Annotated in this window: 8 protein-coding genes; 3 read left to right on the top strand and 5 right to left on the bottom strand. The window is 46.8% G+C overall.

Translation table 11 applies throughout. The annotated features are described in order from the left end of the window. Positions 1–23 precede the first annotated feature (23 nt). From DW039_RS08785 to DW039_RS08775, 3 genes are read left to right on the top strand one after another with little or no spacing between them, the layout of a single operon-like run. Positions 24–1,076 carry an efflux RND transporter periplasmic adaptor subunit gene (locus DW039_RS08785; protein WP_009036569.1) on the top strand — a complete coding sequence of 351 codons (1,053 nt, stop codon included), beginning with the start codon at positions 24–26 and terminating at the stop codon, positions 1,074–1,076. Between the two features lie 50 nt (positions 1,077–1,126). Next, complete coding sequence (locus DW039_RS08780) at positions 1,127–4,156, top strand: efflux RND transporter permease subunit (RefSeq protein ID WP_009036568.1); 3,030 nt, start codon at positions 1,127–1,129, stop codon at positions 4,154–4,156. A gap of 34 nt (positions 4,157–4,190) precedes the next feature. Beyond that, entirely contained in the window at positions 4,191–5,465 is a 1,275-nt protein-coding gene (locus DW039_RS08775; protein ID WP_117703692.1) for a TolC family protein, read from the top strand. A 90-nt stretch (positions 5,466–5,555) separates the two neighbouring features. Here DW039_RS08775 and DW039_RS08770 read toward each other — a convergent pair whose 3' ends face one another. The 5 genes from DW039_RS08770 to DW039_RS08745 form a co-directional block, all read right to left on the bottom strand. After that, complete coding sequence (locus DW039_RS08770; protein WP_005826328.1) at positions 5,556–6,791, bottom strand: sodium ion-translocating decarboxylase subunit beta; 1,236 nt, start codon at positions 6,789–6,791, stop codon at positions 5,556–5,558. Then, on the bottom strand, positions 6,791–8,629 hold the full coding sequence (locus DW039_RS08765; RefSeq protein ID WP_005826327.1) for a biotin/lipoyl-containing protein: 1,839 nt from the start codon (positions 8,627–8,629) through the stop codon (positions 6,791–6,793). Before DW039_RS08765 ends, DW039_RS08770 begins: the two co-directional genes overlap by 1 nt. A gap of 39 nt (positions 8,630–8,668) precedes the next feature. Continuing rightward, positions 8,669–8,926, bottom strand: a complete 258-nt coding sequence (locus DW039_RS08760) for an OadG family protein (protein ID WP_005826326.1) — start codon at positions 8,924–8,926, stop codon at positions 8,669–8,671. 192 nt (positions 8,927–9,118) lie between these two features. After that, positions 9,119–9,616: an HU family DNA-binding protein gene (locus DW039_RS08755; RefSeq protein WP_117866972.1), complete on the bottom strand. Its 498-nt coding sequence runs from the start codon at positions 9,614–9,616 to the stop codon at positions 9,119–9,121. A gap of 423 nt (positions 9,617–10,039) precedes the next feature. Continuing rightward, entirely contained in the window at positions 10,040–14,371 is a 4,332-nt protein-coding gene (locus DW039_RS08745; protein ID WP_117866973.1) for an HsdR family type I site-specific deoxyribonuclease, read from the bottom strand. Positions 14,372–14,397: the final 26 nt, after the last annotated feature.

The raw sequence follows: 14,397 nt of genomic DNA, 5'->3' as shown, positions 1-14,397 counted from the left end.
AATAACTATATACTTGTTTACCAATGAAAAAAATGTTTCTTTTCGCCCTGGTCATGGCGTTGCTCATCACGTCGTGCGGGCAAAAACAAAAGGGTAGCAATACCCTTATCCGACCGGTGAAGACTGCGCAAGTCAGTTCACAGTCGGTTATCCGCAAAGACTTCTCCGGAATAGTGGAAGCCGTGGAATATGTGAGACTTGCCTTCCGCGTCAGCGGACAAATCATCAGCCTCCCGGTTGTAGAGGGACAGCGGGTAAAAAAGGGGCAACTGATTGCCGCCATCGACCCACGCGACATCTCCCTGCAATATGCAGCCGACAAGGCTGCCTACGAAACAGCTGCCGCACAAGTGGAACGTAACAAACGGCTGCTTGGCCGCCAGGCTATCTCCGTGCAGGAATACGAAATCAGCGTAGCCAACTATCAGAAAGCAAAATCCACTTACGAGTTGTCCGGCAACAATATGCGGGATACGCGGCTGACAGCCCCTTTCGAGGGTTCCATCGAAAAACGGCTGGTAGAGAACTATCAGCGTGTCAATGCAGGAGAAGGGGTTGTACAGCTGGTAAATACACAGAAGCTACGAATCAAGTTCACCGTACCGGATGATTATCTCTATCTGCTCCGTGCCAAGGACGTAAAGTTCAAGGTGGTGTTCGACAGCTACCCCACAGAGGCTTTCGATGCCAGACTGGAAGAGTATCTTGACATCTCCACAGCAGGGACGGGTATTCCGGTGACAATAACAATTGACGACCCGCACTTTGACCGTACACGTTATGACGTAAAACCGGGATTCACATGCAAAATAAAGCTGGCATCGGATGTCGCTCCCTTTCTGGAAGAAAAGCTGATGAATGTACCGTTAAGCGCCGTATTTGGCGACAGTGAAAACCGGAAAACGTATGTATGGGTGGTGGAAGGTAATAAAGTCAGTCGCCGCGAAGTGACCGTTTATTCTCCAACGGGAGAGGCAAACCTGCTTATTTCTAAAGGGTTGGAACCGGGAGAAACCGTTGTGACGGCCGGAGTATACCAGCTGACAGAAGGAGAAGCAATAAAGGTACTAATGTGATTAATCACATTGGCACATTACATTCCCCATTTATCTAAAAAATATTCATTATGAATCTAGCCCAATATTCATTAGACAACACGAAGATAGTCTACTTCTTTCTGGCTGTGCTGCTTATCGGCGGTATACTGTCATTCGGCAGGTTGGGAAAGAAGGAAGACGCACCTTTCGTCATCAAGTCGGCAGTCATCATGACACGCTACCCGGGAGCGGAGCCGGCAGAAGTGGAACGGCTCGTCACCGAACCCATCTCCCGAGAAATACAGTCGATGAGCGGCGTCTACAAGATAAAGTCAGAGTCTATGTACGGACTCTCCAAGATAACCTTCGAACTGCAACCGTCACTCTCTGCCGCATCCATTCCGCAGAAGTGGGACGAACTGCGGCGTAAAGTGCTCAATATACAGCCCCAACTGCCCGCAGGCTCTTCTGTACCGACCGTCTCGGATGATTTTGGAGACGTTTTCGGCATCTATTACGGCCTGGTGGGTGACGACGGTTTCTCTTATGAAGAAATGAGAAACTGGGCGGAACGAATCAAGACACAAGTCATCACGGCAGACGGTGTGATGAAGGTAGCCCTTTTCGGTACACAGACAGAGGTCATCCATATATTCATCTCCGTAAACAAGCTGGCAGGAATGGGTATCGACCCCAAGCAGCTGGCCAGCCTGCTACAATCGCAGAACCAGATTATCAATACGGGTGAAATCAGCGCCGGAGAACAACAGTTACGCATTGTGGCCAACGGTACCTACACGACTGTCGATGATATCCGCAACCAGGTTATCACTACCTCCGGCGGACAAGTCAAGCTGGGTGACATCGCCATCATTGAAAAGGGATACATGGAACCTCCCGGCAATATCATGCACGTCAACGGAAAGCGCGCCATCGGTATCGGCATCTCCACCGACCCGACAAAGGATGTGGTAAAAACCGGTGAACTGGTAGACCGGAGGCTTGCCGAACTCATGCCCCTCATCCCCGTGGGGCTGGAACTGGAAAGTCTGTATCCCGAAAACGTGATTGCCAAAGAAGCCAACAACGGGTTCATCATCAATCTGATAGAATCCATCCTGATTGTGATTGTAATCATCATGCTGGTGATGGGCATGCGTGCAGGAGTACTGATTGGCTCTTCCCTTATATTCTCTATCGGAGGCACACTGCTCATTATGTCGTTTCTTGGCGTAGGTCTGAACCGGACCTCCCTCGCCGGATTCATCATAGCCATGGGAATGCTGGTGGACAATGCCATCGTGGTGACAGATAATGCCCAAATTGCCATTGCCCGCGGCATCGACCGCCGAAAAGCGCTGATAGACGGTGCCACCGGTCCCCAATGGGGATTGCTGGGAGCAACGTTCATTGCCATCTGTTCGTTTCTGCCACTGTATCTGGCTCCCTCTTCCGTAGCCGAAATCGTGAAACCGCTATTCGTAGTGTTGGCCATTTCCCTGGGATTAAGTTGGGTGCTGGCGTTGACACAAACCACTACATTCGGCAACTTCATACTGAAAGCAAAGGCTAAAGATGGTAGCAAGGACCCATACGACAAGCCTTTCTACCATAAATTCGCCTCCATCCTCAGCACACTGATACGCAAGAAGGCGTTGACCCTTGGAAGCATTACAGCACTGTTCATCCTCTCCCTCATCGTCATGGGGCTGATGCCCCAGAACTTCTTCCCTTCTCTGGACAAGCCCTACTTTCGGGCAGATGTATTCTATCCGGACGGGTACAGCATCCGCGAAGTAGAAACCGAAATGAAAAAGGTGGAAGCGCATCTGATGCAGCAGCCGGAAGTGAAACGGGTATCCGTCACATTCGGCAGCACACCGTTGCGTTACTATCTGGCCTCCACTTCCGTCGGTCCCAAACCTAACTTCGCCAATATCCTGGTGGAAGTAACGGACAGCAAATATACCAAGAAGCAGGAAGAGAACCTTGATGCCTACATGAAGGCCAACTATCCCAATGCCATCACCCGTACCATGTTGTTCAAACTCTCTCCTGCTGTAGATGCCGCCATTGAAATCGGGTTCATCGGCAATAACACGGATACGCTGGTCATGTTGACCAACAAGGCTCTGGACATCATGCACCGTGACGGCGAACTTATCAACGTGCGCAACTCCTGGGGCAATAAGATACCGGTATGGCATCCCGTTTACAGTCAGGAGCGTGCACAACCGTTGGGTATCTCCCGTCAAAGCATGGCACAGAGTATCCAGATCGGTACGAACGGCATGACACTTGGGGAATACAGGGAAGGAGACCAGGTACTTCCCGTTCTGTTGAAGGATAAAACTATCGACTCTTTCCGCATCAACGACTTGCGTACACTCCCCGTATTCGGCACTGCACGCGAAACAACCACTCTGGAACAAGTCGTCAGCCGGTTCGACTTCCAGTACAAGTTCTCCAATGTGAAAGACTACAACCGGCAGATGGTGATGATGGCGCAGGCCGACCCACGCCGCGGTGTGAATGCCATTGCCGCCTTCAACCGTATATGGAAGCAAGTGCAAGAAGAGATTGATGTGCCCGAAGGTTACACCATGAAATACTTCGGAGAGCAGGAAAGCCAGGCAGAAAGCAATGCCGCACTGGCAGCTAACCTGCCGCTGACATTCTTCCTTATGTTCGTCACCTTGCTGTTTCTGTTCCGCAGCTACCGGAAGCCGATTGTTATCCTGCTGATGCTGCCGCTTATCTTTATAGGTATTGTACTGGGACTGGTGGTATTGGGGAAATCATTCGACTTCTTCTCCATCCTCGGCTTGCTGGGGCTGATTGGAATGAATATCAAGAATGCCATCGTGCTGGTGGACCAGATTGATACGGAAACCGCTGCCGGAAAAGCACCGCGTGAAGCCGTTATCAGTGCAACGACCACCCGTATTGTCCCGGTGGCCATGGCATCGGGTACCACTATCCTGGGAATGTTGCCGTTATTGTTCGACGCCATGTTCGGCGGCATGGCGGCAACCATCATGGGTGGTTTGCTGGTAGCCTCGGCATTGACACTATTCGTGCTGCCGGTGGCTTATTGCGCCATTCATAAAATCAAGTGAGAGAACATTCAACAATTTACAGTTTACCAATTGAATGATGAAAACAAATATACTTATTCTATCATTACTGTGCTCAGGACTGAATGCCGGGGCACAACAAGCATATCTGAGCCGCGAAGAATACCGCGACAAGGTAGAAGCATACAGCCAGATTCTGAAACAACAGCATCTGAAAACATTCGCCAGTACCGAGGCACGCAAGATTGCCTCCACCGGTTTCCTGCCCCAGATTGACATCACCGCCGAGGGTACCGCCAATCTCAATCATCTGGACCAATGGAACAGTCCGAAAGGAGACTACCACCCTTATACCTATCAGGCACTTGCCACCTTGACGCAGCCGCTTTATACCGGAGGTTCCCTAATAGCCCAAAAGAAAGTGGCGCAAGCCGAAGAGGCACTGGACCAACTTACCACAGAGCTGACCCTCGACCAGATACACTATCAAAGTGACGCCGTCTATTGGAATGCCTCTGCCGCCCGTGCCGGTCTGAAAGCCGCGGCTACCTTTCAGGATATTGTACAACAGCAGTACGACATCATCCAAGACCGCTTTGATGACGGTGCCATCAGCCGCACAGACTTGCTGATGATTTCCACCCGACGTAAGGAAGCCGAATTGCAGTACATCAAGGCACGCCAAAACCATACCCTTGCCCTGCAAAAACTGAATATCCTTATGGGCTCGGAACCGGACGCTCCCATAGACAGCATAGCCGAAATAGATATACCGACTGCTCCCATCATCCCTTTGGGCCTGGATGATGTGCTGCCCCGCCGGGCAGAATATGCCAGTACCTCCGTGAACATCGCCCGCAGTGAAGCGCAACGGCATGCTGCCCTCAGCCGCTACAACCCACAAGTCAGCATGTTCCTCGCCACCGGTTGGGATACGGGAATCGCCTATATGGGGCAGGATGTACCTCATACTCCCGTCGCAGGGGTCAACGTCAGCATCCCCATCTTCCGTTGGGGAGCCCGCTTCAAGACAAACCGCCAACAGAAAGCCTATATCGGCATACAGAAGCTGCAACAAAGCTATGTAACGGACAATATTCTGGAAGAGCTCTCCGCAGCCACCACAAAACTGACGGAAACTGAACAGCAAGTCAAGACGGCCCGGGAGAATATAACACTCGCCGAAGAGAATCTGGGCCTTGTCACCTTCTCTTATAATGAAGGAAAAGCCAGCATGGCAGATGTGTTGTCCGCACAACTCTCGTGGACGCAGGCACACACCAACCTGATTGATGCGTATCTGGCGGAGAAGATGGCGATGGCTGAATATTGGAAGGTGGTTAGTGAATGAAATGCCCCTCAAAGAAAAACATACAAAAAAACTCCGGCATAGCTTTACAAAGCCATACCGGAGTTTCTTTATATTTTTCTTACTGACCGTTTATCCCAGGAATGAAATCAGCACACCCGCCGCAACAGCCGAACCGATTACACCGGAGATATTACTGGACATACAGTAATTCAGCACATGGTTTTTCGGGTCATACTTCGTTGCTATTTCATTGCAGACACGGCTTGCCATGGGTACGGCACTCAGGCCGGTAGCACCAATCAGCGGATTGATCTTCTTCTTGCTGAATAGGTTGAACAGCTTCACAAAGAAAATACCTCCCGTAATGGACAATGCAAATGCCAGGAAACCACCAATCACAATACCGATAGTCGTCCAATTCAGGAATGCCTCACTGGTCATCGTGGCGCCAACGCTCAATCCTAAGAAGATGGTAGCTGCATTCATGATACTATTAGCAGCAGCATCAAACAAGCGGCTTGTATCCGAACCGATTTCCTTAATCAAGTTACCGAACATCAACATACCAATCAAAGGTACTGCTGTGGGCACAAATAAAGCAACAATCGTAGTCACTGCAATCGGGAAGATAATCTTCAATACACGCAGATTCTTAATCTCGGTTTTCGAAGGATACAGCTTCTCCTGCTCCTTCATGTTAATCATCAATTCCTTCTTGGTACAGAACAGCTTCACCACCATCGGAATGATGACCGGTACCAGCGCCATATAAGAATAAGCAGCAATGGCAATCGGTCCCAACAGATGGGGAGCCAGCTTGATGGTAGTAAAGATAGCCGTAGGACCATCGGCACCACCGATAATGCCCAACGCACCTGCTTCCTGCGGAGTGAACCCTATCATCACAGCACAAAGCAGTACGGTGAAAATACCTAACTGCGCAGCCGCACCGAATATGGAGAGACGCAAGTTACGGAGCATCGGACCGAAGTCTGTCAGCGCACCCACACCCATAAAGATAACAGGCGGCAGAAAGCCGGTCTTAATCAGCATATAATAAATGAAGTTCATCAGTCCGAGGTCGTGCGCAATCTCGTGCAACGGCATCTCCCAAATATTCTTCATCACCCCGCCTACCATGACCATTCCGTTTTCATCTGCCTGAATCACCCCCATCTCGCCGCCGGGAAAGTTGGCAATGAGCACACCGAAAGCGATGGGTACCAACAACAATGGTTCATAGTGTTTCTTGATACCTAAATAAAGCAGGATGAAAGCGATGGCATACATCACGAGGAACGACGGATCAGCAATGATGTTGCTGAAGGCCGTCATATCATAGAGTTTTGCAAATATATCTTCCATTATCCTATCTTCATTAATACATCATCTTCAGAAACAGAGTCACCCGGATTGACACAGATGGCAACAACCGTTCCATCAAAGTCTGCGCGGATGGCATTGTATGTCTTCATAGCTTCGATATAGCAGAGGAGGTCGCCACTCTTCACCTTGTCACCCACTTTCAACGGGGTTTCCTGCGCATTCTTTGTCAAGAAGAACTTGCCTTCGAGCGGAGCCGGAACGTCCTGACCTTCGCCTACGGGGGGAGCTGTCACCTTTTCGGTGGCCGAAGCGGGCAGGTCGATGTCACCGTATGCCACCGTCACGCGGTAAGCCTGACCGTCCACCTGCACAGTGAGCGTCTTGGGTTTGGCATCGTCCAGCGGAGACTTGTCACGTTCGGCACGGCGTTTCTCCACATCCTCCAGGAAGTCCTGCTTGGCCTTGCCACTCTTGTAAGCCTCGTATTGAGCCGGGTGCATGGCGTATTCGAAGAGCTCTTCGTCGTCCTCGCCCAGTTCCCACTTGTTCTCCTTCATCAGCTTGCGGTACTTGTCCAGAGCATCGGGATAGTTGTCCTGCGGATTGCCGGTGAAGAACTTGCGTCCTTCGCGTTCGGCCTTCTCTATGATTTCGGGAGCCAGCTGACCCGGCAGCTTACCTGCCTTGCCCAACAGCATATCCCAAATGTCATCGGCAATCATACCCCAGCGTTCCTTGCCTTTCTCCATAGCAATGACGTTCATCATGGAAAGGTTCTTGACGTACTGGCTGAACGGAGTCACCAACGGGGGATAACCCACGCGCGGCCAAACATATGCCACTTCGTTGAACAACTTGATGAGCAGTTCATCCTGCTTCATGAAGGGCAGGTTGCGTTTTGCCTTGTATTTGTTGATGGACTCCAGATTGGATTCCAAGTCTGCCATCAGACTGCCCATCATGCCACCCGGCAGTCCGGGACCAATCAGCAGGGAGTTCATCAGGCGGTTGCGCGGGCTGATGTACAAGCCAAGGAAGTCGTCCATAAACTCCTGGATGAGTGCGCGTACCTTCATATATGCCTCCATATTGACTTCGGGCACCTGGAAGCCTGCATCCTTCAGCATGGCCTGCACACTGAGCAAGTCGGCATGTCCCGTACCCCAGGAAAGCGGCTCCATGCCTACGTCGATATAGTCGCAACCCGCTTCGCACACTTCAAGAATACTTGCCATATTGAAACCGGGACCCGCATGACTATGATACTGGATAGGAATATCGGGATGCGCCGCCTTGATATTGGCCACAATCTTGCCCAAAGAAACCGGACGTCCGATACCTGCCATATCCTTGATGCAGATTTCGTCGGCACCTGCCTTGATAAGCTTCAGTGCCATCTCCGTGTAGTATTCTACGGTATGGATGGGTGAATGGGTGATGCAGAGCGAGCATTGGGAAATCATTCCGGCATCGTGTGCATAGCCAATAGAAGGGATGATATTGCGGGTATCGTTCAGACCGCAGAAGGTACGCGTGATATCCGTACCCTGCGCTTTCTTTACCTTATAGAACAACTTACGCACATCGGCAGGCACAGGACTCATGCGGAGACCATTCAAGGCACGGTCCAACATGTGAGTCTGGATACCGGCTTCATGGAACGGCTTCGTCCACTCACGCACGGCTTTATTCGGATTCTCCCCAAACAGCAGATTTACTTGTTCAAAACCTCCGCCATTGGTTTCCACGCGCGCAAAACAACCCATCTCGATGATGGCGGGAGCTACTTTCACCAGCTGGTCAACACGGGGTACATATTTTCCGGCACTCTGCCACATGTCCCTGAATACCAAGCTGAATTTAATTTCTTTTTTCATACTAAATTATTCGGTGTGTTTTTATATAAGATTATTATTTCAGATTTTTTCTACCTTAGCAACTTTACCCTTACCTTGTGTCACTACTGTTACGGCTGCACTGATAGCTGCCAGAATATTACCGGGGACAGGTGCGGGACCATTTGCCGCAGCTTTAGCCGGTGTCACCTCTTCGGGCGCATATTTATTCACCAATGCAATAAGAGCTTTTCCTAAGTTAATAACAATCAGCAGGATAGCGAAGACTGTTGCCATACCTACCACCATCAGCAGAAGTGCTGTATTCAAGTTTTCCATATTATAAATTATTAGTTATTCAGCCGAATTTACGAAAAATCGCTCGAAATTAGCGATAATCCATTAAAGAAAGGCAGAGAAGAATGATAAAAGATGCTAAAAAGTAAAGCTTCCCGCACAACCAATGAGGCGGTACGGGAAACTTTTAGCATAAAACGGTGTCAGTCATCAATTATTTTCAAGGAAGGAGAATCAGCCCAACGGGTTCTCGCCCTGGTCGCCGTCGTTGCCGCCGGGATTGTTTGTGTCCTCACCGCCGGGATTGCCGCCGGTAGTAGTGCCATTGGCAAGTTTCTCTACATCCGTCCAATCGACATCCACATCCACCATCGAACGGGTAGTAATCTGCTTGCTGCTGCTACGTTTCACTTCGGGAATAAAACGTACCCGTATGCCATTAATCTGTGCGGAATTTACCTCATCAGGCGTAGTAACCCCTTTCTTGTTCGTAGCAGCGGTATAGTAGAATGTTCCGACCCCTTCCAACTTCACTGTACGTCCCATAGCCATATAGTCAGCCATCACGCCTCCCAAGTTTTTCAGCACGGCATACGTGTCACCGCGGGTTACGGTAGAGAGGACGGACAGTTTGTCTGCTACCTTGTCCGTAGTGATAGGAACACCGGTAGTAATTGCTTTCGGATACCACAAATCATTCAGTTTTGATTGAAATTTCTTGTAAAATGCCATAATAATGTTTTTAAATGATTAATAATGTATATATGATTTCTCTTGTCTCACCCAAGAAGCGGAGGTTTTCGTCGTGAGGCCTCAACGATTCAGCATCCGCTTTTCTCAAATTCGATGTTGCAAAGTTAAGGCGAGAAACAAGGGAAAACAAGAAAATGGCATCTACAACCTATTTACATAAACCACTTAAAAACAAGGCATTACAAAAGCGGCATCTCTACAAGGAAGAAAAGGCAATAAAGCGAAATAAACAATCTTTTTGTGGTAATCTCTACAGGCAGAGGACGTAAAATACTGATAGTGAACGGTGGCATTCAAGACAGTCTCTACAACAAAGATATTACCATTCATAATTGTATAATCAATGCAGACAATGAATATTTCAAATCTTTATCGTATTCTTCAACCACTACCATTGTCTTTTTAAAGATTCTCTTTTTGCTGAGTAGTTTCGTCTACCACTCTGTTGAACGCATCGGCACAGTTTTTAATGTCTTTGTACTCCTGAAGTTTTTTCCCGTCAAGACCTTCAGATGACCAATCTCTAATATTTTTTGCATAAATACCTTGATTTAATCGTTCCAATAAGTCCGTATTAAAAGGTACAGGAATATTTGACAATTGCATTCCATCAATAATGCTTTTAAAATAAGCATAATCACCATCAATAATGAATCCTTTATCAGCTGCTATACGGTAAATAGCCTCCCAGTGCCGTTGCTTGGAGAAGGCCGATTTCTTAGGATCATATCCCAGAAGTTTAACAATGCATTTCTTGAGTATTTTAATTCGCTTTTCTTCCGGCAATTCTCTGACATCAATAGATTCTGCAGCTATACCGGAATATCTTCCATCGTTAGTAACGGAATAAAGTCTACAACAATGATGTGATATAGATATAGATTCAGGTGCAATTATTTCACTTACATCATGACCCGCCATTTCCAAATCTGTGATAGAGATTCCTGTAACATAGAAATACATTGAAATGATTATACTAATTGCAGTATCTACTTTCTGTTCAGAAGCAGTAGGCGAAATATGCGATTCATCATTACGCCAGCCCTTAATCAACATCAGGTATTGATACAATTGCAGTTTAGCTGCATCGGTACTAAATTTCAAGTTCCAAAGGCATCTATGAGCATAAATTACATTTTTCCATGTCACATCCTCACCTTCGTTTCGTGCAGGTACATCACTGTTATGCATCAAGTAATATAGTTTTTTAAGGTAGGCTTCATATTTGGTCACAAGCAGATTGAATGCCACAAACTTATCTACTATGGTTACTTTCTTTCCATATAGATTATTAAAAGCCCTATTGATGAACAACCCTACATTGTCAAGCGATTCGACGCATTCTTTGCCAATCACATAGAATACGCTATTTAACACCTCTTCTATGGGACGCATTTGCGGAAGTACTCCACTTAAAGTCGTTGTCAATATATCTTTTATTTTTGCTTTTACGACATCAATGTCGAAAGATTGCTCTCTTTCGGTTTCTTGTGAATTTTCTAAAACCTCAACGGATTGTTCCGTTAATGATTCCTGATTGATTGTATCAGTAGAGTAATTTTCATCTCCATTCAGATAAGCTTTTAAGATACGCTCTCTACAGCTTCCGTCAAGGATAAACTCTCTAAGTATCTTATCAATTTTGGGCATGACCATGCGTGCAGGAACTTCCGAACCTTCTGTTTTGGTAAGGAACTCACGAGTCTTAGCCATATTCAAGGTTAACTTCAGATTATCAAATTGACTATACTCATTTAAGTTTTGTTCCGTAATGCCTCTGTTCATGATATGTTCCAACTGACTGGCATTTATACCTGTAGCTTCTACTAAAATCATTATCTGCTTGTGTAGCTCACGGAGTTGATATTCTGCGATATAGTCATAGATAGTTTTGCCTGGGGCAAGATGCAAATCACCCGATTGAATGTCGTGCAGTATCACCATTGCCGTTCGTTGGTCTTTCTGCGAAAGTGAGGCGAATGTTTTATGTAGCTCTTTAAAGGCCTCTTTCGTAAGTTCGCTGCCAGGACCGGCGGTATAAAGGTTTTTGATGAACTTCACAAACTTCGAGTTGATATATTCTGCATCTATGGTGCCCGTACCGGTTTCGGTGATATAAGTATCGATAGGATAGTCGAAATCGTTGGCTTCACCGCCACCTTCTCTACCTTCAAACAATTCGCGATAGCGTTGTAACAAAATCAAGTAGGTCTGTTCATCAAGCTCCATTCTTACATGAGTATAAGTATCACCATGTTGAAATTCATACTCGACTTTATCCCATAAGAATCCTTGCAGTTTAGCCGCTTCGAGTAGATGAGTCATCTGACTGAAGTCCTTAGCAAACATATTGCGGTCTTCACGAGTATCGGGCAACCGCTCAAAGTTGGCTATCCGGTGTGATTGGAATATGTCGCGTATATGCAGGAAACGTTGATTGATATTAACCAAATTACTTTCCAACTTATCTACAAACACACCAAGCGGGCGATCCACATATACCTCAAGCGCATCGTTAATATTCTGCTGCATAGTGTATGGGAATGTGTAGTAGCGGATAATGCCAAAAGGTTTATCACGTCCAAACAAGCGGTTGGTGCGCGAGAAAGCTTGGATGATATCCACATACTTCATCAGCTTATCCACATAGAGCGTATTCACCCATTTTGAATCGTAGCCGGTAAGCATCTGCGTAACCACAATGAGTAAATCTATCTGCTGATTGTGGTCATGCTCTATGCCAAGGTAAGGCTTTTTGTGAGCCAATCGTTTAGCCACATCTTTCTTATATTTAGCGTAAGTAGAAAGCTGAAAAGAGGTGTGATATTTATCATTATAATCTTTAAGTATTTCCAGCAATGCATCTTCCTTGGCGATTCCTTCATTGGAATTGTCTATATTATTGTCGAACACAGTTACCACATTCAACGAGGGATATTGCTCTTTGAATAGTTTATAGTAAGCTATAGCTTCCGGTATGTTTTGTGTAGCCAGTATTCCATGAAACTTGTCGTTCTTGCTTAGCCGACTACGACTTTTTATAATATCGGCCGCTACGGCTTGGTGATGAATGGGCTGTTGATAGATATCGTTGGGAAGATAATATTCTATACCATGTTTTGTCTCACCGCCTTCAGTGTAAGTTTTGGGCATCTGCAACTCATTGACAAATTTATTGTAGATTGCCATTTTCTCCTCATCACCTTCAATCTCTTCAATGCGCTTCACTCTTAACTGAGCAAATGCAGCTTTTTCGCGTAGTTCGTTCTCATCGTAGGTGTTTATGCGATAAGGGTCAAATCCAAGTACGTTATGGTCGGGGATACCATTGGCAATGGTGTATTTATGAAGCATATCGCCGAAAAGCGTTTCAGTCATGATTTCGTTGTGGGCATTTTCTTCAAACACCGGCGTACCGGTGAAGCCAAAGAGTAACGCGCGAGGAAATGTATTCTTAATGTCGATAAGCATATCGCCAAATACGCTTCTATGACATTCGTCAATGATAAATACCAATCGTTTACGTCCGATGCTGTCTATTTCGGCCTGTGAAATGCCGTGTTCGCTGTTGACATTCGACATCTTTTGGATAGAGGTCACAATCAAGCGGTCATCCTTATCAGTACTTTGCAGTTTGCTGACCAGAATGGCAGTATTCTGTGTGTCTTGTATTACATCAGATTCTCCGGCAAAGCCACGATATTCATCAAGTGACTGTATGCTCAGTTCAATACGATCCATAAGGAATACCACTTTGTCCGCATCGCCTGAGTTAGCTATCAGTTGCGCCGATTTAAAGCTGGTCATGGTTTTACCAGACCCTGTTGTATGCCAGATGAAGCCTCCACGATGTTGGTGCGTGTCCCAATTGGTTTTATGGGTCACATCACTTATCTTGCTGACTGCAAAATATTGATAACTGCGAAGTACTTTCAACGTCTTGTCTTTATCGTCCGCAATGGTGTAATATCCCACAAGCTGGTGAGCCATAGGAATACTTAGCAGATCGGATACAACTCTTCGCCAATCACTGACGATGGCATTGTTGAAGTCCTCCCAATGAAAATAATATTCAGGTTTGAAGTTTTCTTCCAGTCCGGGATTGGCAAAGTAAAGCGTCTCTTCAGGAGTCATTGCAACAAATATCTGTACCATCTTAAAAATGCCACTGCCAAATACACCTTCGTGGGTGTAGCGTTTGATCTGAAAAGTAGCCTGGCTCACATCCACTTTTGAACGTTTCAGTTCAATGTGGATAACAGGCATACCATTGATCAATAACATCACATCGCCTCGCCGGTCTCCACCTAAAGGGTGTGAAGCTCTGAAACGAGGCTGGCGCACTATCTGATAACGGCTTTGTCCGGCACTGATTTCACGAGCATCGAATATTTTGAGATATACCTCTTTACCACAATTATTCACATCCGCAGGATTATCACGTTTGATACATACCTGCCCGCCATTAATAAGTCTGTTCATGGCATACGGACTGTCACATCTATTCACTTGGTCGATGACTTGTTGCATCTCACTTGTGGTGAGCGTAGCATTGCCAAGCCGGTTGATGTCTCTATTATTATCAAAGATTATGTTGGCCCAGTTTTGTATCAGATCTGCTTCACCGGGTTGCATCATTACCTCCTTCTCCCAGCCGTGGTGGGGAAGTAAATCAACAAGTGCCTGTTCAAAAACACTTTCTTTGATGAAGAATTGCGTATTGTCGTTTGGCATATAGCTTTGGGCATTTATAGGTTATA

Origin of the sequence: Bacteroides sp. AF39-16AC (genome assembly GCF_003602735.1) — a bacterium.
Classification (GTDB): domain Bacteria; phylum Bacteroidota; class Bacteroidia; order Bacteroidales; family Bacteroidaceae; genus Bacteroides; species Bacteroides uniformis.
This window is presented reverse-complemented; position numbering and strand designations above follow the sequence as displayed.

Bases quoted from the DNA above. Each gene is read 5' to 3' on its own strand.
- DW039_RS08785 (WP_009036569.1), top strand. From the start codon at position 24: ATGAAAAAAATGTTTCTTTTCGCCCTGGTCATGGCGTTGCTCATCACG.
- DW039_RS08780 (WP_009036568.1), top strand. From the start codon at position 1,127: ATGAATCTAGCCCAATATTCATTAGACAACACGAAGATAGTCTACTTC.
- DW039_RS08775 (WP_117703692.1), top strand. From the start codon at position 4,191: ATGATGAAAACAAATATACTTATTCTATCATTACTGTGCTCAGGACTG.
- DW039_RS08770 (WP_005826328.1), bottom strand. From the start codon at position 6,791: ATGGAAGATATATTTGCAAAACTCTATGATATGACGGCCTTCAGCAAC.
- DW039_RS08765 (WP_005826327.1), bottom strand. From the start codon at position 8,629: ATGAAAAAAGAAATTAAATTCAGCTTGGTATTCAGGGACATGTGGCAG.
- DW039_RS08760 (WP_005826326.1), bottom strand. From the start codon at position 8,926: ATGGAAAACTTGAATACAGCACTTCTGCTGATGGTGGTAGGTATGGCA.
- DW039_RS08755 (WP_117866972.1), bottom strand. From the start codon at position 9,616: ATGGCATTTTACAAGAAATTTCAATCAAAACTGAATGATTTGTGGTAT.
- DW039_RS08745 (WP_117866973.1), bottom strand. From the start codon at position 14,371: ATGCCAAACGACAATACGCAATTCTTCATCAAAGAAAGTGTTTTTGAA.